Origin of the sequence: Streptomyces dryopteridis (assembly GCF_049606955.1) — a bacterium.
Taxonomy (GTDB): Bacteria; Actinomycetota; Actinomycetes; order Streptomycetales; family Streptomycetaceae; genus Streptomyces.
In genome coordinates, this window is record NZ_CP187113.1 from 4623357 (window position 1) to 4641700 (window position 18344).

An 18344-nucleotide genomic window follows, 5' to 3' on the forward strand; every position below is an offset into this window, starting at 1 on the left:
TGCGGCTGCTGTTGCTGCTTTTGGCGGGGCTGCTGTTGCTTCTGCTGTTGCGGCCTCTGCTGCTGCTTCTGCTGCTGCGGTTGCTTCGGCTGTTGTGGCTGCTGCCGGGGTCGGCCGGGCGTCGGCGGGGCCTGTTCGGCCTCCGCCGTCGGGGTCGCCTCCTCGCCGCCGGCCTCACGGGCGGGGTGGGGAAGCCCCGCCCCGGCGGCATCCGGGTGCTCTCGGTTCTCGGTACCGTCGGCGTTCTCGTCGGCCCCCCGGCCGCCGTTCCGATCGGTTTCTGCGCTGGTCAAACGGACCTCTCCCATGAAAAGCGATGATATGGGGCATCCGGCACACCGCATTCCACGTGATCACGGGGTCGCGGAGGTCGTGCCGCTGCCCCGTGACAATCAGCCCGACGTCCCCGCGTCCCGTTCCGGCAGACCCGCCGCCAGCGCGGCGGCGGCCCGGACCAGCGGAAGCGCCAGCAATGCCCCGGTTCCCTCACCCACACAGACGCCGTGATCGAGCAAGGGGTTCAGTGCCATCCGGTCCAAAGCCTTCGCCTGCGCCGGCTCGCCGCTCGCCTGACCCGCCAGCCACCAGTCCGGGGCCCGGAACGCGGCCCGCTGGGCCACCAGGCCGCAGGCCGCCGCGACCACCCCGTCCAGCACCACGGGCGTCCGCCGCACCGCGCACTGGAGCAGGAAGCCCGTCATCGCGGCCACGTCCGCGCCGCCCACCGCGCCCAGCAGCGCCACCTGGTCGCCCAGGGCCGGCCGGGCCCGACGCAGCGAGTCGCGGATCGCCGCGCACTTGCGCATCCACGTCAGGTCGTCGATCGGGGACCCGCCCCGACCCGTCACCACCGACGCGTCCGTGCCGCACAGCGCCGCGATCAGCACCGAGGCCACCGTCGTCGACCCGACGCCGAGGTCGCCGAGCACGATCAGGTCCGTGCCCGCGTCCGCCTCCTCGTCGGCGATCCGCACGCCGAGCCGCAGCGCCGCGTCCGTCTCCTCCGGGGTCAGCGCGTCCTCCACGTCGATCCGGCCGCTGCCGCGCCGCACCCGGTGCCGGGTCACCTCGGCCGGCAGCTCCGCCGGATCGCAGTCCAGGCCCGCGTCGATCACGCGCACCCCGACCCCGAGCCCGTCCGCGAGGATCGCCGCCGGACTCGTCCCGTCCAGCACGGCCCGCACCAGCGTCGACGCCGAGCCCGCGGGCCGCGCCGACACCCCCAGCGAGGCCACCCCGTGGTCGGCGGCGAACAGCACCAGCTTCGCCCGCTCCACCGGACGCACCGGCACCACGCCCTGCGCGGACGCCAACCACTCGGCCAGCTCGTCCAGCCGCCCGAGCGCGCCCACCGGCACGACCAGCCGCTCGCGCCGGTCCTCGGCGTCGCGCCGCACACCCCCGTCGGGGCGTTCGATCAGATCGGAGAAGTCGTCGAGATTCAGCAAGGTCACGGGCCGAAGCGTACAGGCGGGCCCCCGCGAACCGGCAGCGCCGCCGCCCGCCCCCGCACCGCCCGCCCGCGCACCCGTCCCGTCACGGGGCCGTGCCCCACGCGGCGCGGCCCCGCAGCACCTGCACCACCCCGGCCGTCACCAACAGCACCTCCTCGCACTCCGCCGCCACCGCCGCGTTCAACCGGCCCAGCTCGTCGCGGAACCGGCGGCCGGCCGCCGTGGGCGGCACCACCCCCGAACCCACTTCGTTGCTCACGAACACCACCCGCCGCCGCGTCGCCCGCACCGCCGCCACCAACGTCGCCGTCCGCTCCGCCAGCTCCCGCCGGCCCGATGCCTCCCACACCTCGTCCTCCCAGGCCCCCACCCGGTCCATCGCGTCCGTCATCCACAGGGCCAGGCAGTCCACCAGCAGCGGCGCCCCGTCCGCCTCCGCCAACAGGGGCTCCAGCTCGCAGGTCTCCACCGTCCGCCACGCGCCCGGCCGCCGCTCCCGGTGCAGCCCGATCCGCGCCGCCCAGTCCGCGTCCCCGTCCCGGGTGCCCGAGGTCGCCGCGTACACCACCTCGGGGAAGGACTCCAGGCGCCGTTCCGCCTCCACCGACTTCCCCGACCGGGCCCCGCCCAGCACCAGGGTCCGCCGCGGCACCGCCGGAGTCTCCCGCCACGTGCCCGCCCGCAGCGTCGTCCCGTCCGGCACCAGCCGCGCCCCGGCCGCCGCCGCCCGCCGCTCGGCCTCGGCCCCGCCCGGCACGTCGTGGTCCACGTGCACCGCGACCACGTCCGTGGCCGGACCCACCGCCCCGGTGGCCCGGAGCCGGGCCAGCGCGTCCGGCCGGCCCAGCACGTCGGCGAGGACCACGTCGTACGGGGCCCGGGCCCGGGTCCCGTTCACCCCGGCCGGTGCCCCGCCCGGCGGCAGGTACAGCAGCCGCAGCCCGGTGGGGGCCGTCACCTCGTACCCGGTGCCCGGCGCGTCGATCGGCACCGCCCGCACCCGGTGCCCGCTGATCACCGACAGCTCCCGCCCGTCCGGCACCCGCCCCGGGGTGGGCAGCCCCGGCGGCAGCTCCACCGGCGGCCCGTCGTGCGGATGGGTGAGCAGCACCTGCCGCACCCCCGCCGGCGAACGGCCCGCGCGCGCGGCGGCGAGCACCGCGCCCGGGGTCAGGTCCAACAACAGGGCCCCGTCCACGAGGACCGCGGTCGCGGCCCGGGCGCGCGGGCCCGTCGAGGTCGCGCACACGGCGCAGGGGCAGCCGGGGCGGGGCAGCCCCTCGGGGGTTCCGGTGCCGAGCAGTGTCAGTTCCACACGAAGATCCTCCCGCGCCTCCGCTCCGGGTGCGCGCCCGGCTACTCTGCGGGCAGGCCGCACGCGGGGAACGTGCGCGGTGACGCGAGCATCGGAGGCTGACATGGCGTGGACGTGGCGGTTCGAGACGGCCGACGGGACCGAGACCAGCCCGGCGGTGACGCCCGAGGAGTTCACCACCCAGGGCGACGCCGAATCGTGGATCGGCGAGACCTGGAAGGAACTGCTGGCGGGCGGCGCCGAGCAGGTCCGCCTGAGCGACGACAACGGCACCGAGATCTACAAGATGAGCCTGCGCGAGGCCGAGTCCGCCTGAGCCGAGTCCGCCCGAGCGGAGGACACCGGGCCCCGACCGCGACCCGCGGTCGGGGCCCGGGGCCCTCCGCGCGGGCGGGGGAGCGCGTCAACCGCGCCGCAGGCCGCACAGGTGCAGATGGGTGGCGGCGCGCCGGTAGGGCTCGGTGCGCCCGGCCCGGTCCTCCAGCTCCAACAGCTCCGGGGAGAACGGCGCGCCGGGGACCTCCGGCGGGGGCGCGAACACGTGCACCCCGTACCAGGCGGCCAGCGGGGCGCCGATGCCCGAGAGGGTCGCCGTCAGATCGGCGAGCCGGCCGGCGCGTTCGGCCGGGCCCGGCTCCAGGGCCGCGCGGACGGCGTCGAGATCGCCCGTCATGCCGGGGCGCAGGGCGGCGGCGTCCACATTGGGCACCACCAGCGACAGCAGGCCGCCGGGGGCGAGCATCCGGGCCAGCCCCGCGAGGAGGGCGTCGGGTTCGCCGAGCGGCAGGTCGTGGGCGAGGACCACGTCGAAGGCGCCGGGCAGGAAGTGGGCCCCGGTCTCGCGGCCGTCGCCGGCCAGGAACCGGACCCGGTCGCGGATCCCGGCGGGCTCGGCGGCCAGCGCCGTGTGGGACCCGGCCAGGAGCTCCGGATCGGGTTCGACACCGGTGACCTCGTGGCCGGCGCGGGCCAGCCGCAGCGCCCGCGCGCCCCGGCCGCTGCCCGCGTCCAGGACCCGCAGCCGACGCCCGACCGGGTAGCGGTGGGTCAGCTGCTCGTCGAGCTGACGCGCGACGAGCGCCTCGCGCAGGGCTGCGCGGGCGCTCGTGACGACTTCGTCGCTCAGGGTCGTTCCCCGCGCTTGACCTGCGGCTTGGGCAGGCGCAGGCGGCGGAACTGGAGGGTGCGCATCAGGCCGTAGGCGACGGCGCCGCGCTTGGCCTCGTTCGGGAACTTGGCGTTCAGGGCCTTGCGCAGGCGGATGAACAGGCCGACGGAGTCCACGATGATCAGGGCGATCACGGCGAGCCACAGCAGCAGCGCGATGTTCTGGATGGCGGGCACCCGGACCATCGACAGGATCAGGATGACCACGGCCAGCGGCAGGAACAGCTCGGCCACGGAGAACCGGGAGTCCACGAAGTCGCGGACGTAGCGGCGGATCGGGCCCCGGTCACGGGCCGGCATGTAGCGCTCGTCGCCGTTGGCCATGCCCTCGCGCTGCTTCTGCAGATCGATCCGGCGGCGTTCGCGTGCGCGCTTGGCGTCCTCCTTGCGGTTGCCGGTCGAGGCCACGACGGTCCTGCGCTGCGACTGTGCGACAGCGCGCTTCGGCGTCGGGCGGCCCTTGGGGGCCTGAGGGTCACGGGGCTGCGAGGAGTCGGCGGCCGCCTTCGCGGCGGAGGTCGACTTCTCTTCCTTGGAGGAACGGCTACCAAACACAAGACCCAGGGTACGGGGTCGGCCTGGTGTACCCCCACCGCGACGGGGAACGATCCGGCAACGGGAGGCGTCCTATCAGTGCGGGGTTCTCCCCGGGACTCGGGGTCCGCCTCCGGGTTCTCCTGGAGATCACCTACACCGGACGTGCTACGTCGGTCGCACCCTTCTCCTCCCGGAGGAGGAGCGCACGGACGTCGGAACAGTGCGGTAATGGAAACAGGGCCCTTACTGTGGACCCGACCGACGACCTTGAGCCCACATACGTAGAAGGGGGCGCGCGAAGCCCATGAGCGGTGTCATGAAGCGTATGGGGATGATCTTCCGCGCGAAGGCGAACAAGGCCCTGGACCGGGCCGAGGACCCGCGCGAGACCCTCGACTACTCGTACCAGAAGCAGCTCGAACTGCTGCAGAAGGTGCGTCGGGGCGTCGCCGACGTGGCGACCTCGCGCAAGCGCCTGGAGCTCCAGCTCAACCAGCTCCAGTCCCAGTCCGGCAAGCTGGAGGACCAGGGCCGCAAGGCGCTCGCCCTCGGCCGTGAGGACCTGGCCCGCGAGGCCCTGTCCCGCCGCGCCTCGCTGCAACAGCAGATCTCCGACCTGGAGGTGCAGCACCAGACCCTCCAGGGCGAGGAGGAGAAGCTCACCCTCGCCTCCCAGCGGCTCCAGGCCAAGGTGGACGCCTTCCGGACCCGCAAGGAGACCATCAAGGCCACCTACACCGCGGCCCAGGCGCAGACCCAGATCGCCGAGTCCTTCTCCGGCATCTCCGAGGAGATGAGCGACGTCGGCCTCGCCATCCAGCGGGCCGAGGACAAGACCGCCCAGCTCCAGGCCCGCGCCGGCGCCATCGACGAGCTCCTCGCCTCCGGCGCCCTCGACGACCAGTCCGGGCTCGCCAAGGACGACATCCAGGCCGAACTCGACCGCCTCTCCGGCGGCACCGACGTGGAACTGGAACTGGCCCGCATGAAGGCCGAACTGGCCGGCGGCCCGTCGGCGCAGCAGCAGGCCATCGAGGGCGGCGCCCCCGGCACCGCCGCCGACCCGCAGGCGCACCCGCGCTTCGACAAGCGCCAGTAAACGGAGCCGATCATGATCGTCCGCATCATGGGGGAGGGCCAGGTCCGACTGGCCGACGAGCACCTCACCGAGCTCAACCGGCTCGACGACGAGCTCCTGGAGGAACTGGAGAACGACGACGAGCCCGGTTTCCGCCGCACCCTCGTCGCCCTCCTGGACCGGGTCCGCTCCCTCGGCAGCCCGCTGCCCGACGACGCGCTGGAGCCCTCCGAGCTGATCCTGCCCGGACCCGACGCCACCGTCGACGAGGTCCGCGCCATGCTCCGCGACGACGGCCTCATCCCCGGCTGACCGGCCCCGCCGCGCACCGAGCACCCCCGCGCCCCGCCCGCCCCTCACCCGGGGCGGGCGGGGCGCGGCGTTCAGGCCCGGCGGTCCCGATCCCGATCCCGTTCGCGTTCCCGCTCGCGTTCCCGTCGCGCGGCGCGGTCCGCGCGCGGCTCCGGGGTGGGGGCGCCGCCGATGAACTCGGTGAACGCGCGCCGCGGCCGGGCCCATCGCCGGTCGTGGTGGAAGGCCCGCAGCCCCGCCTTCGCCCGGGCCCGGGGCCGGTTCGCGTAGAACCGCCGGGCATAGGGGGACCCGGGCCGGGCCAGCCGCACCGCGCCGATCAGCGCCACGAACGGCACCACCGTCCCCAACAGCGCCGTGCGCGGCTTCCCCTTCCACAGCGCCACCAGCGCCATGAAGAAGTTCGTGGCCGTGTTCATCACGACCAGCCCCCGGTTCTGCCGCTCCGACGCCGTCAGCTGGTCCACCCCGAACGGCAGGAAACCGCCCAGCACCAGCGCCACCAGCGCCGCCGTCAGCACCACGATCTCCACGCTCTTGCGGCCCTGCTCGCTCCAGTACACGTCGTCCAGGTGCAGGATCAGCGCGAACTCGTCCAGCACCAGCCCGGCCCCCAGGCCGAACAGGACCGCCGACAACAGGGCCCCGAAGCCGTACCGGCCGCTGCCCACCGCCCCGAACCCGCCGATGATCACCAGCACCACCCCCGGCACCACGTGGTGCACGTGCAGGCCACCGGGCCGGATGTTGCGGAAGGGCCCCTTGCCCGCCCGGATCAGCCGCGTGATGGTCCTCGTGACCAGGAACGACACCACGAACGACACCAACGCCAGCAACAGCGGGAGCTTCCCGGGCTCCACGATGTTGCGGTACCACCAGTGACCCATCCCACCACCTTCCGTTCCGGCGGGTCACGGGGCGACCTGGCCACGCCGTCGGCAGGTAGCGTTCCTGCCGATGACCGATCCTTCCCTGACTCCGCCCCCCGTCGGGTCCGCGCCCGCGCGGGCCTCCCTCGGCGACGGTATCCGCTTCGCGTTCGGCACGCTCACCGTGCTCCCCGCCCGGATCACCCGCTGGGACCGCCCGGCCGCCCGCACCGGCATGACCTGCGCCCCGCTGGTCGGCCTCGTCGTCGGCGCCCTCGCGGCGGCGGCCGGCGCCGCCCTGTTCCTCCTCGGCTCCGGCCCGCTGATCGCGGCGGTGGCCGCGGTGGCCGTGCCCGCCCTCCTCACCCGGGGCCTGCACCTCGACGGGATCGCCGACACCGCCGACGCCCTCGGCAGCGCCAAACCGGCCGCCGAGGCCCTGCGGATCATGAAGGCGTCCGACATCGGGCCGTTCGGGGTGATCACCCTGCTCTTCCTCGTGCTCGCGCAGGTCGGCGCCGTGGCCGAACTGCTGCGGGAGCTGGGCGCCTGGGGGGCGCTGGGCGCGGTGCCGGCGGCGCTGGCCGGCCGGGCCGCCCTCACCCTCGCCTCCCGCGTCGGGGTGCCGGCCGCGCGCCCCGGCGGGCTGGGCGCGGCGGTGGCCGAGGTGGTGCCGGTACGGGCGGCCCTGCTCGTGGCGGGCGCGGCGGCGGCGGTCTCGGCGGCCCTGGCCTGGCCGCTGGGGCCGTGGCCGGCGGCGCAGGCCGCAGTGGCGGTGCTGCTGGGGCTGGCGGTGGCCGAGCGACTGCTGCGGCGCTGCGTGCGCCGGTTCGAGGGGGTCACGGGAGATGTGTTCGGGGCCCTGACCGAGACGGCGGGCACGGTGGTCCTGGTGGTGCTGGCCCTCGGCCACTGAGCCCGCGCCCGGGAGGCCCCGGACCCGGCCGATTCCGGCCGGCCGCGCCCCGTACCCTCGACCTCGTGGACGACACGGACCGTACGCTCCAGACCGAGGCCCCGCAGCGGGAGCCGGGCCCGATCCGGGTGCTGCTCGCCGACGACCAGGCGCTGCTGCGCAGCGCGTTCCGGGTGCTGGTGGACTCGGAGCCGGACATGGTCGTGGTGGGGGAGGCCGCCGACGGGCGGGCCGCGTACGAACGGGCCCGGGAGACCCGGCCGGACGTGGTGCTGATGGACATCCGGATGCCCGGCACGGACGGGCTGGCCGCGACCCGGTTGATCGGGGCGGATCCCGAGCTGTCGGGGGTGCGGGTGGTGATGCTGACGACGTTCGAGGTGGACGAGTACGTGGTGGGCGCGCTGCGCGCGGGTGCCTCGGGCTTCCTCGGCAAGGGCGCGGAGCCCGAGGACCTGCTCGGCGCGATCCGGGTGGCGGCGGCGGGGGAGGCCCTGTTGTCGCCGGCGGCCACGAAGGGCCTGATCGCGTCGTTCCTCGCGCAGGGCGAGGCGGCGGACGCGGCGGGCGGTCCGCTCGCGGGCGCGCACGCGCAGCGGCTGGCGCTGCTGACGGTCCGGGAGCGCGAGGTGCTCACCCAGGTGGCGGCGGGGCTGTCGAACGACGAGATCGCGGGTCGGTTGGCGGTCAGCCCGTTGACGGTGAAGACGCACGTCAACCGGGCGATGGCCAAGCTCGGGGCCCGGGACCGGGCGCAGCTGGTGGTCATCTCGTACGAATCGGGACTGGTCCGCCCACGGGTGGAGTAGCCGGCCGGCGCGGCGTACTGCGATCGCGGTAGGCACCGGTTAAAGGACGGGACCTGCGGGCGAGGACAGCGGCCCGAGCGGTGGGGGAGTGTGGGTACGCCCCGCAGACCGTTCGGCAGAGAGAACCCACATCCATGTCCTGGCTGTCCAGATTCAGCCTCGCGCAGCGGGCGCTGATCGGCCTCGTGTCGATCGTCGCGCTCGTCTTCGGCGCCATAGCCGTGCCCCAGCTCAAACAGCAGCTCCTTCCCTCCATCGAACTGCCGATGGTCTCCGTGCTGGCCCCGTACCCGGGCGCCGCGCCCGACGTGGTGGAGAAGCAGGTCGTCGAGCCCATCGAGGCGGGCCTGAAGGGGATCTCGGACGTCAAGTCCGTGACCTCGACGGCCTCCGAGGGCAACGCCCTGATCATGGCCTCGTTCGACTACGGGGACACGAGCACCAAGCAGCTCGTGGCCGACGTGCAGCAGGCGGTGAACCGGGCCCGGGCCCGGATGCCCGCCGAGGTGGACCCGCAGGTGTTCGCGGGATCCACCGACGACATCCCGACGGTGGTGCTGGCGGCCTCCTCCGGCACGGACCAGCAGGCGCTGGCGGACCGGCTGGAGAAGACGGTGGTGCCGGCCCTGTCCGACGTGGACGGGGTCGCGCAGGTGACGGTGACCGGCGTGCGCGACGTGCGCGTGACGGTGACCCCGGACCCGGCGAAGCTCGCCGAGGCCGGGCTGGACGCGGGGAAGCTCGCGGACGCCCTCAAGGCGGGCGGCGTGGCGATGCCGGCCGGCGCCTTCGACGAGAACGGGCAGAACCGCACGGTGCGGGTCGGCTCCGGGTACTCCTCGCTGGAGCAGATCCGCGACCTGCGGATCCCGGCCGGCGTGCCGGGCGCGGGCCAGGGCGGTCAGGCCGCCGAGCCGAAGCCGGCGGTGCGCTTGGGCGACGTGGCGAGCGTGGAGCGGGCCGAGGCCCCCGCCGACTCGCTGACGCGCACCAACGGCAAGCCCAGCCTGGGCGTGATGGTGACGATGGACAAGGACGGCTCGGCCGTCGGCATCTCGGACGCCGTCAAGGAGAAGCTGCCCGAGCTGAAGGCGGGCCTGGGCGCCGGCGCGGACCTGACCGTGGTCAGCGACCAGGGTCCGGCGGTGGCCAAGTCGATCTCGGGCCTGACCACCGAGGGCGCCCTCGGTCTGGTCTTCGCGGTGCTGGTGATCCTGGTGTTCCTGGCCTCGCTGCGGTCCACGCTGGTGACGGCGGTGTCGATCCCGCTGTCGGTGGTGCTGGCGCTGATCGTGCTGTGGACGCGTGACCTGTCGCTGAACATGCTGACCCTGGGCGCGCTGACCATCGCGATCGGCCGGGTCGTGGACGACTCGATCGTGGTGCTGGAGAACATCAAGAGGCACCTGAGCTACGGCGAGGAGCGGCAGAAGGCGATCACGACGGCGGTCGGCGAGGTGGCCGGCGCGGTGACCTCGTCCACGCTGACCACGGTCGCGGTGTTCCTGCCGATCGGTCTGGTCGGCGGCATGGTGGGCGAGCTGTTCGGTTCCTTCTCGCTGACGGTGACGGCGGCGCTGCTGGCCTCGCTGCTGGTGTCGCTGACCGTGGTGCCGGTGCTGTCGTACTGGTTCCTGCGCGCGCCGAAGGGCACCGCGGAGGAACCGGAGGCGGCGCGTCGCGCGGCCGAGGAGAAGGAGGCCCGTTCGAAGCTCCAGGGCCTGTACGTGCGGGTGCTCGGGTTCGCGACCCGGCGGCGCCTGGCGAGCCTGGGCATCGCGGCGGTGGTCCTCGTGGGCACCTTCGCGATGACCCCGCTCCTGAAGACGAACTTCTTCGACCAGGGCGACCAGGAGACGCTGACGGTCAAGCAGCAGCTCGCGCCGGGCGCCTCGCTCGCGGCGGCCGACGCGGCGGCGAAGAAGGTGGAGAAGCTCCTCGACGACACCGAGGGGGTCAAGGACCACCAGGTGACCGTCGGGTCCTCCGGGTTCATGGCGGCGTTCGGCGGGGGCACCGGCTCCAACCAGGCGAGCCACCAGATCACGCTGAAGGACGCGAAGGACTCCGAGGCGGTCAAGGGCCGCATCGAGGCGGGCCTGAAGAAGCTGAAGGACGTCGGCGACACCACGATCTCCGGGGGCGGCGGCTTCGGCGGCCAGAACCTGAGCGTCGTGGTCAAGGCCGGTGACCCGGAGGTGCTGAACAAGGCCGCCGAGCAGGTGCGCGCGGCGGTGGCCGGGCTGGACGACGTGACCGACGTGACCAGCGACCTGTCGCAGTCCGTGCCGCGGATCTCGGTGACGGCCGGCCCGAAGGCCGCCGACCTGGGGCTGAACCAGGCCGCGCTGGGCGCGATCGTGACCCAGGCGGTGCGCGGGAACACGGTCGGCAAGGCCGTGCTGGACAACGCCGAGCGGGACGTGGTGGTGGTCTCCAAGACGCCGACGACCACCCTGGAGCAGCTGCGCGCGCTGCCGGTGGGCCCGGTCAGGTTGGGCGACGTGGCCGAGGTGAAGGAGGTGCCCGGTCCGGTGTCGATGACCCGGATCGACGGGGCCCGGTCGGCGACGATCACGGCGAAGCCGGTCGGCGACAACACCGGCGCGGTCACGGCCGCGCTCCAGGCCAAGCTGAAGGCGCTGGACCTGCCCGAGGGCGCGACGGCGAGCACGGGCGGGGTCAGCTCCGACCAGGACGAGGCGTTCACGAACCTGGCGCTGGCGATGCTGGCCGCGATCGCGATCGTGTTCATCCTGCTGGTGGCGACGTTCCGCTCGCTGATCCAGCCGCTGATCCTGCTGGTGTCGATCCCGTTCGCGGCGACCGGCGCGCTGGGCCTGCTGCTCGTGACCGGCACCCCGATGGGCGTGCCCGCGATGATCGGCATGCTGATGCTGATCGGCATCGTGGTGACCAACGCGATCGTGCTGATCGACCTGGTCAACCAGTACCGGGCGCAGGGCCTGGGCGTGATCGAGGCGGTCATCGAGGGCGGCCGGCACCGACTGCGGCCGATCCTGATGACGGCGTTGGCGACGATCTTCGCGCTGGTGCCGATGGCGCTGGGCGTGACGGGCGAGGGCGGGTTCATCTCGCAGCCGCTCGCGATCGTGGTGATCGGCGGTCTGGTGACCTCGACGCTGCTGACCCTGCTGCTCGTGCCGACCCTGTACACGATGATCGAGCTGTTCAAGGAGCGGCGGGCGGCGAAGCGCGCGGCGAAGCGGGCGGCGCGTTCGGAGCCGGTCGCCGGTTCGGGCGGCGGGGGCTCGAAGGCCCCCGAGCACGAGGCGAAGGGCGAGCCGGCGCGGACCTGAGGTTCGTGCGAGGCCCCGTGAGGGGTGAATGACAGGAGGGGGCGGTCCCGACCGGGACCGCCCCCTCCTGCCGTGCGCGCCGGGTTACGGAAGGGCGAGCATGCGCTCCAGGGCGAGCTTGGCGTGGCTCGCGGTCTCCTCGTCCACCTGGATCCGGTTGACCAGGGTGCCCTCGGCGAGGGACTCCAGGGTCCAGACGAGGTGGGGGAGGTCGATGCGGTTCATGGTGGAGCAGAAGCAGACGGTGCGGTCGAGGAAGACGACTTCCTTGCCCTCCGGGGCGAAACGATTCGCCAGCCGCTTGACCAGGTTCAGCTCGGTGCCGATCGCCCACTTCGAGCCGGCCGGGGCCGCCTCCAGGGTCTTGATGATGTACTCGGTGGAGCCCACGTGGTCGGCGGCGGCGACCACCTCGTGCTTGCACTCGGGGTGCACGAGCACGTTGACGCCCGGGATCCGCTCGCGCACGTCGTTCACCGAGTCCAGCGAGAACCGGCCGTGCACCGAGCAGTGCCCGCGCCACAGGATCATCTTCGCGGCCCGCAGCTGCTCGACGGTCAGGCCGCCGTTCGGCTTGTGCGGGTTGTAGACCACGCAGTCTTCCAGGGACATGCCCATGTCGCGGACGGCCGTGTTGCGGCCCAGGTGCTGGTCGGGCAGGAACAGCACCTTCTCGCCCTGCTCGAAGGCCCAGTTCAGGGCGCGCTCGGCGTTGGAGGAGGTGCAGATGGTGCCGCCGTGCCTGCCGGTGAACGCCTTGATGTCGGCCGAGGAGTTCATGTACGAGACCGGCACGGTCACGTCCGCGATCCCGGCGTCGGTCAGCGCGTCCCAGCACTCGGCGACCTGCTCGGCGGTGGCCATGTCGGCCATCGAGCAGCCGGCGGCGAGGTCGGGGAGCACGACCTTCTGGTCGTCCTTGGTGAGGATGTCCGCGGACTCGGCCATGAAGTGCACGCCGCAGAAGACGATGTACTCGGCGTCCGGGCGGGCGGCGGCGTCCCGGGCCAGCTTGAAGGAGTCGCCGGTGACGTCGGCGAACTCGATGACCTCGTCGCGCTGGTAGTGGTGCCCCAGCACGAACACCCGGTCGCCGAGCTTCTCCTTCGCCGCGCGGGCGCGCGCCACGAGATCCGGGTCGGACGGCGAGGGCAGGTCACCCGGACACTCCACGCCGCGCTCACTGCGCGGGTCGGCCTCGCGGCCGAGGAGCAACAGGGCAAGGGGCGTCGGCTGGACGTCCAAAGGCTGGGCGGTGGTCACGACACGCACCCTTTCTGTTCTGCGACTTCTCACGAGCGAGCCGACTTCTTCGTCGACTTTTCGTCGGATTGACGCTATATATCATAACCGGTTCACGTCACTTTGACGATGCCTAAATGTCGATGTGACGAATTCCCCCGGACGGCTTGATCGGCCCGCCCTCCGACACCGGTGTGCGAGCATGGGAATGAATCCGTGGCCGCGTCGGTTGCAGCCGACGGCAAGAGTCCGCCCCACACCGGGAGTGAATACAGATGTCCGTTCAGGACGAGAAGACCACTGTGAGCGACGGCATCCTCCTGTCCGACGCCGCCGCCGCCAAGGTCAAGGCCCTGTTGGAGCAGGAAGGTCGCGAAGACCTCGCCCTCCGCGTCGCCGTGCAGCCCGGTGGCTGCTCCGGTCTGCGCTACCAGCTCTTCTTCGACGAGCGCTCGCTCGACGGCGACGTCCTGAAGGACTTCGACGGCGTCAAGGTCGTCACCGACCGCATGAGCGCCCCCTACCTCGGCGGCGCCTCCATCGACTTCGTCGACACCATCGAGAAGCAGGGCTTCACGATCGACAACCCCAACGCCACCGGCTCCTGCGCCTGCGGCGACTCCTTCAGCTAGTCGACCCCCGGCCGCCGGACCCCGGTGGCCGCGACGACGCGCCGAGGAACATCGCGAGGGCGGGCCGGACGGGAACACTCCCGTCCGACCCGCCCTCGCGCGTTCCCACCCGGCCCCGACCGCCCGGCCCCGCTCCGCCGGCGCCCCTCAGCCCCGGCGCAGGGTCTCGCCCGAGGTCGCGTCGACCACCTTCCGAGCGCCCAACGGCGCCTTCAGCGTCGCCGTCAGCTCCGCCTCCTTCGCCACCATCACGCAGTTCCCCTCGAACCCGTGGTCCAGCACCCGCACCCGCACCTCGGCGGCCGACTCCGCCACCTCCAGCGAGTACGTCGAGCACACCCCGCCCCAGAACCGCACCGTCAGCGCCCGGTCCCGGTCCGTGTACGAGAACCCCGGCACCGTCTCCCCGCCCGGCCGCCCCGGACCCGGCTCCGCCGACTCCCACGCCGGCTGCGCCACCGTCCGCCCGGCCGGACCCGAGACCGTGAACAGCCACGCCGGCACCAGCGCCCGGGCCCCCGCCTCCGTGCCCGCCGTCAGCCCCCGCTCCGCCTTCTCCACCGTCTCCGTGCGCGGCTGCGCCGGCGGCGCGATCGGCCGCGGGTCCGGGTCACAGGGCACCGCCGAACCCGAGGCCGCGGCCCCCGGATCCATCGGCGCGTCCGGCACACAGCCCTCGGGGCCGCGCGTCGGCCGGACCGGGGCCGGCGCCGAGGCCGCGTTCAACCGCTCCAGGGCCCGCTCCGCGCCCAGCGCCGGCCGCGCCGCACCCGCCGCCAGTTCGGCCAACTCCCCGTTCGCCGCCGTCACCACCCCGTCCGCGCCCACCCGCACCGAGGTGGTCCAGCCCTGGGTCGGCAGCCCGCCCACCACCGGATCCGCCGTCACCACCCGCGCCGACCCCAGCGTGCCCGAGGCCCCGATCCGGGCCCCCGACAGCCCGGCCGCCGCGAGCACCGGGTCGGCCGCCTTCCGCGCCGCCTCCTGCCCGGGCGGGGTCGCGTTCCCCGCCGTGCCCGCCGGATCCGTGCCCGCCGCGCCCGAGCCCGGCACCGTCGCCGGCCCGCACGTGTCCTTGCCCCGCACGCAATCGTCCCCGCCGGCCCCCCGGAACCGCGCGAAGCTCCACGTGCCCGACCCGGAGTCCGAGACCGTCAAACGGGGACCCGTGCCGTCCGCGGCCTCCCCGACCACCCACTGCCCGCCCTCGCGGACCGGCGTGCCCGACAGGCCCAGGGCCGCCGCGAGCCGCGCCACCCGCTCGGCCGACACCGGCCGGGGCAGGTAGGCGGAGGCCGGCCCGGCATCCCCGGGCAGCGCGCCCTTCGCCACGTACCGCACCCCCGACCCGCCCGGGTCCGGCTCGCCCGGCGCGATCCCCGGCGCGCTCGGTCCGTCCGCCGAACGCCCCGCGCCCGCCTCCGGCGCGGCCGAACCCGGCCGCTCGCCCAAGGCCGCCAGGGACACCGGCCGGACCTCCGGCCCGCCGCCGCCCCCGGCCGTCGCCCACCACGTGACCCCGCCGCCCGCCACCAGCACCGCGAGGACGGACGCGAGCAGCGTGCCGCGCCGCCGCCGGGCGGAACCGCCGGCCGGGGCCGGCTCGGGACGGGGGGAAGGGTCGTGCCGCCGCTCGGTGGTCACCGCATCGCTCCTTCGTCGGTAGCTGACGCGGATGTGACGGAGGTGGCGCCGAATCGGTTCCCCACCCCGAACGCCGGGCCCCCGGGGTCAGTCGCCGAACGGCGCCGTGCCCGCGATCAGCCGGGCCGAGGCCGCCGGCACCCGCACCCCCGCGATCCGATCCGGCGAGGCCGGCTCCCGCCGGGGCTCGGCCGGCACCGTCCAATGGGGCGCCATCCGGGCGCAATCCCCGCGGAGCCCGGCGAGACCGGCCCCCGAGATGCTGTACTCACCGTGCGCACGCCGTGCCGTCGACTGGGTCATACCGGCACCGTAGGCTTCGGCGACTTGCGACGAAAGACCTACTACGGGGTAGTTTCGCCCGGTCGGAAGGCTCCGATCCTCCGGGTAGCGTTGACTGTCAACGTCCGGTCCCCCAAGGGAGCAGAAACCGCCGTGCGCATCGCAGTCACCGGCTCCATCGCCACCGACCACCTCATGACCTTCCCGGGCCGCTTCGCCGACCAGTTCGTCGCCGACCAGCTCCACACGGTCTCCCTCTCCTTCCTCGTCGACAACCTCGACGTGCGTCGCGGCGGTGTCGGCCCGAACATCTGCTTCGGCATGGGACAGCTCGGCGCCAACCCGATCCTCGTCGGCGCGGCCGGCAGCGACTTCGACGAGTACCGCGCCTGGCTCGACCGGCACGGCGTGGACACCGCCTCCGTGCGCATCTCCGAGGTGCTGCACACCGCGCGCTTCGTCTGCACCACCGACGCCGACCACAACCAGATCGGCTCCTTCTACACCGGCGCCATGAGCGAGGCCCGCCAGATCGAGCTCAAGTCCGTCGCCGACCGCGTCGGCGGCCTCGACCTGGTCCTGATCGGCGCCGACGACCCCGAGGCGATGCTCCGCCACACCGAGGAGTGCCGCACCCGCGGCATCCCCTTCGCCGCGGACTTCTCCCAGCAGATCGCCCGCATGGACGGCGAGAACATCCGCACCCTCATGGAGGGCGCCACCTACCTCTTCTCCAACGAGTACGAGAAGGGCCTCATCGAGACCAAGTCCGGCTGGACCGACGAGGAGATCCTCGCCAAGGTCGGCACCCGCGTCACCACCCTCGGCGCCCGCGGCGTGCGCATCGAGCGCGCCGGCCAGGAGACCATCACGGTCGCCTGCGCCGAGGAGACCGCCAAGGTCGACCCCACCGGCGTCGGCGACGCCTTCCGCGCCGGCTTCCTCACCGGCCTCGGCTGGGGCGTGGACCTGGAGCGCGCCGCCCAGGTCGGCTGCATGCTCGCCACCCTCGTCATCGAGACCCTCGGCACCCAGGAGTACACCCTGGCCCGCGCCCACTTCATGGAGCGCTTCACCAAGGCGTACGGCGAGGACGCCGCCGCCGAGGTCCGCACGCACCTCGCGGTCTGACCGGCCAGACCGGCCCACCCGACCGCCGCCGGCCCGGCCCCGTCACCCGACGGGCGCCGGGCCGCGTCGCGTCCCGGGCCGCGGGAGCCGGGGGAGAGGGGACGGGCCCGCTCAGACCACCCGCCGCACCCGGTACGCCACGACCCCGCCGGCCGGGACCCCGTCCGCGTCACCTGCGTCACCCGTGTCACCCGCGTCACCCGCGACCGGTTCCGCGCCCAGGTACTCGTGCCCCCGCAACCCGCACCACGCCGGCACGTCCAGGGCCGCCACCTCGTCGTCGCTCAGCACCGTCACCGTCCCGCCCACCGCCACCGACCCGATCGCCCGCGCCAACTCGATCACCGGCTGCGGACACCGGGTCCCCGTCGCGTCCACCGTCACCGACTCCGCGCCCCCGCCCCCGGCCGCCGCCGACCCGCCCGGCGCGGACCCGTCCGTCGGCATCCCGAACCGCTCCCGCACCCCCGCCACCACCCGCGGCACCTCCGCCAGGAACGCGTTCACCTCCGCCGCCGCCGTCCCGCGCGGCAGGGACACCCGCACGTTCCCCTCCGACAGCACCCCCATCGCCCGCAGCACATGGCTCGGCGTCAGGGTCGAGCTCGTGCACGAGGACCCCGAGGACACCGCGAACCCGGCCCGGTCCAACTCGTGCAACAAGGTCTCCCCGTCCACATAGAGACAGGAGAACGTCACCAGGTGCGGCAGCCGCTCGTCCGCCGCCCCCACCACCTCCACGTCCGGCACCAACCGCGCCACCCGCCGCCGCAACCGGTCCACCAACAGCCGCAGCCGCGCCCCCTCGGCCTCCGCCTCCTCCCGCACCGCCCGCAACGAGGCCGCCGCCGCCACCACCGCCGGCAGGTTCACGAAGCCCGGGCTGCGCCCCGCCTCCCGCTCGTCCGCCGGACCCGCGGGCCGGAACCGCACCCCCTTGCGCACCGCCAACACCCCGACCCCGGCCGGCCCGCCCCACTTGTGCGCCGACCCGCACAGCACCGACCAGCCCGCGGGCGGCGGACCCCACGGCAGGGACTGGGCCGCGTCCACCACCAACGGCACCCCCGCCGCCGCGCAGACCTCCGCCACCTCGGGCACCGGCTGCACCGTGCCCACCTCGTGATTGGCCGACTGCAACGCGGCCACCGCCGTGTCCGGCCGCTCCGCCAGCGCCGCAGCCCAGTCGGCGGGCCGCACCGCGCCCGTCCGGTCCACGCCCAGCCGCCCCACCGAGCCACCGGCCGCCTCGTGGGCCTCGGCCGCGTGCAACACCGAACTGTGTTCGACCTCCGACACGAGCAGGTGGGCCCCGATCCTCCGGCGGCCCGCGAGGGCGCCCGCGAGGCCCGCGTGAACGGCGTGCGTCCCCGAAGGAGTGAACGACAGCTCGTCCGGCCGGCACCCCAGGGCCTCCGCCGTCGTCTCCCGCGCGGCGTCCAGCAGCAGCCGGGCCCGCCGTCCCTCGCGGTACAGCCGGGCCGGGTCCGCCCACCCCTCGTCCACGGCCGCGAGCAGGGCGGCCCGGGCCACGGGATGGAGGGGAGCTGCGGACGCGACGTCGAAGTACGGCATCGGGCCACGGTAGAACACCGCCTCCCACCCCCCGTCAGAAGCCTTCCGGCGGCGGGGGTTC

The 18344-nt window shown here is 74.2% G+C and carries 17 protein-coding genes; 8 read left to right on the forward strand and 9 right to left on the reverse strand.

Annotation, left to right across the window (positions count from 1 at the left end; genetic code table 11):
- Positions 1-392 precede the first annotated feature (392 nt).
- Together cobT and ACN20G_RS19705 are read right to left on the reverse strand one after the other, a co-directional pair.
- Positions 393-1454 (reverse strand): nicotinate-nucleotide--dimethylbenzimidazole phosphoribosyltransferase, encoded by a 1062-nt coding sequence (gene cobT / locus ACN20G_RS19700; protein ID WP_424214113.1) that lies wholly within the window; start codon positions 1452-1454, stop codon positions 393-395.
- Positions 1455-1536: 82 nt separating this feature from the next.
- The gene (locus ACN20G_RS19705) at positions 1537-2769 is read right to left on the reverse strand and encodes a bifunctional adenosylcobinamide kinase/adenosylcobinamide-phosphate guanylyltransferase (RefSeq protein WP_424214114.1); all 1233 of its coding nucleotides are present in this window, start codon (positions 2767-2769) and stop codon (positions 1537-1539) included.
- A gap of 103 nt (positions 2770-2872) precedes the next feature.
- Here ACN20G_RS19705 and ACN20G_RS19710 point away from each other — a divergent pair, with 103 nt between their 5' ends.
- A complete protein-coding gene (locus tag ACN20G_RS19710) occupies positions 2873-3085 on the forward strand; it encodes a hypothetical protein (RefSeq protein WP_424214115.1) in 213 nt (70 codons plus the stop codon).
- 87 nt (positions 3086-3172) lie between these two features.
- Here ACN20G_RS19710 and ACN20G_RS19715 read toward each other — a convergent pair whose 3' ends face one another.
- Both ACN20G_RS19715 and ACN20G_RS19720 read right to left on the reverse strand, forming a co-directional pair.
- Entirely contained in the window at positions 3173-3895 is a 723-nt protein-coding gene (locus tag ACN20G_RS19715; RefSeq protein WP_424215593.1) for a class I SAM-dependent methyltransferase, read from the reverse strand.
- Positions 3892-4500, reverse strand: coding sequence for a DUF3043 domain-containing protein (locus ACN20G_RS19720; RefSeq protein WP_424215594.1), 609 nt, complete (start codon positions 4498-4500; stop codon positions 3892-3894). The genes ACN20G_RS19715 and ACN20G_RS19720 overlap by 4 nt, the downstream gene beginning before the upstream one ends.
- Before the next feature lie 277 nt (positions 4501-4777).
- On the opposite strand from ACN20G_RS19720, the gene ACN20G_RS19725 reads away from it, so the two are divergent.
- Positions 4778-5572, forward strand: a complete 795-nt coding sequence (locus ACN20G_RS19725; protein ID WP_424214116.1) for a PspA/IM30 family protein — start codon at positions 4778-4780, stop codon at positions 5570-5572.
- 12 nt (positions 5573-5584) lie between these two features.
- On the forward strand, positions 5585-5863 hold the full coding sequence (gene pspAA, locus ACN20G_RS19730; protein WP_424214117.1) for a PspA-associated protein PspAA: 279 nt from the start codon (positions 5585-5587) through the stop codon (positions 5861-5863).
- Positions 5864-5934: 71 nt separating this feature from the next.
- On the opposite strand, the gene ACN20G_RS19735 is transcribed toward pspAA, so the two are convergent.
- A complete protein-coding gene (locus ACN20G_RS19735) occupies positions 5935-6750 on the reverse strand; it encodes a hypothetical protein (RefSeq protein WP_424214118.1) in 816 nt (271 codons plus the stop codon).
- Positions 6751-6820: 70 nt separating this feature from the next.
- Between ACN20G_RS19735 and ACN20G_RS19740 the strand changes: the two genes are divergently transcribed.
- From ACN20G_RS19740 to ACN20G_RS19750, 3 genes are all read left to right on the forward strand, one after another.
- Positions 6821-7648 (forward strand): adenosylcobinamide-GDP ribazoletransferase, encoded by an 828-nt coding sequence (locus ACN20G_RS19740; RefSeq protein WP_424214119.1) that lies wholly within the window; start codon positions 6821-6823, stop codon positions 7646-7648.
- Between the two features lie 65 nt (positions 7649-7713).
- A complete protein-coding gene (locus ACN20G_RS19745) occupies positions 7714-8457 on the forward strand; it encodes a response regulator (RefSeq protein WP_424214120.1) in 744 nt (247 codons plus the stop codon).
- A 134-nt stretch (positions 8458-8591) separates the two neighbouring features.
- Positions 8592-11777, forward strand: a complete 3186-nt coding sequence (locus ACN20G_RS19750; RefSeq protein WP_424214121.1) for an efflux RND transporter permease subunit — start codon at positions 8592-8594, stop codon at positions 11775-11777.
- A gap of 84 nt (positions 11778-11861) precedes the next feature.
- Here the strand turns inward: ACN20G_RS19750 and nadA are convergent, their stop codons facing one another.
- A complete protein-coding gene (nadA, locus tag ACN20G_RS19755; protein ID WP_424214122.1) occupies positions 11862-13049 on the reverse strand; it encodes a quinolinate synthase NadA in 1188 nt (395 codons plus the stop codon).
- Between the two features lie 245 nt (positions 13050-13294).
- Between nadA and ACN20G_RS19760 the strand changes: the two genes are divergently transcribed.
- Positions 13295-13651 (forward strand): iron-sulfur cluster assembly accessory protein, encoded by a 357-nt coding sequence (locus ACN20G_RS19760; RefSeq protein WP_424214123.1) that lies wholly within the window; start codon positions 13295-13297, stop codon positions 13649-13651.
- 147 nt (positions 13652-13798) lie between these two features.
- Here ACN20G_RS19760 and ACN20G_RS19765 read toward each other — a convergent pair whose 3' ends face one another.
- Together ACN20G_RS19765 and ACN20G_RS19770 are read right to left on the reverse strand one after the other, a co-directional pair.
- Complete coding sequence (locus ACN20G_RS19765; protein ID WP_424214124.1) at positions 13799-15295, reverse strand: hypothetical protein; 1497 nt, start codon at positions 15293-15295, stop codon at positions 13799-13801.
- An 87-nt stretch (positions 15296-15382) separates the two neighbouring features.
- Positions 15383-15598: a hypothetical protein gene (locus tag ACN20G_RS19770; protein ID WP_424214125.1), complete on the reverse strand. Its 216-nt coding sequence runs from the start codon at positions 15596-15598 to the stop codon at positions 15383-15385.
- Between the two features lie 132 nt (positions 15599-15730).
- Here ACN20G_RS19770 and ACN20G_RS19775 point away from each other — a divergent pair, with 132 nt between their 5' ends.
- Positions 15731-16708: a carbohydrate kinase family protein gene (locus tag ACN20G_RS19775; RefSeq protein ID WP_424214126.1), complete on the forward strand. Its 978-nt coding sequence runs from the start codon at positions 15731-15733 to the stop codon at positions 16706-16708.
- A 111-nt stretch (positions 16709-16819) separates the two neighbouring features.
- Here the strand turns inward: ACN20G_RS19775 and ACN20G_RS19780 are convergent, their stop codons facing one another.
- Complete coding sequence (locus ACN20G_RS19780; protein ID WP_424214127.1) at positions 16820-18283, reverse strand: cysteine desulfurase/sulfurtransferase TusA family protein; 1464 nt, start codon at positions 18281-18283, stop codon at positions 16820-16822.
- Positions 18284-18344 lie beyond the last annotated feature (61 nt).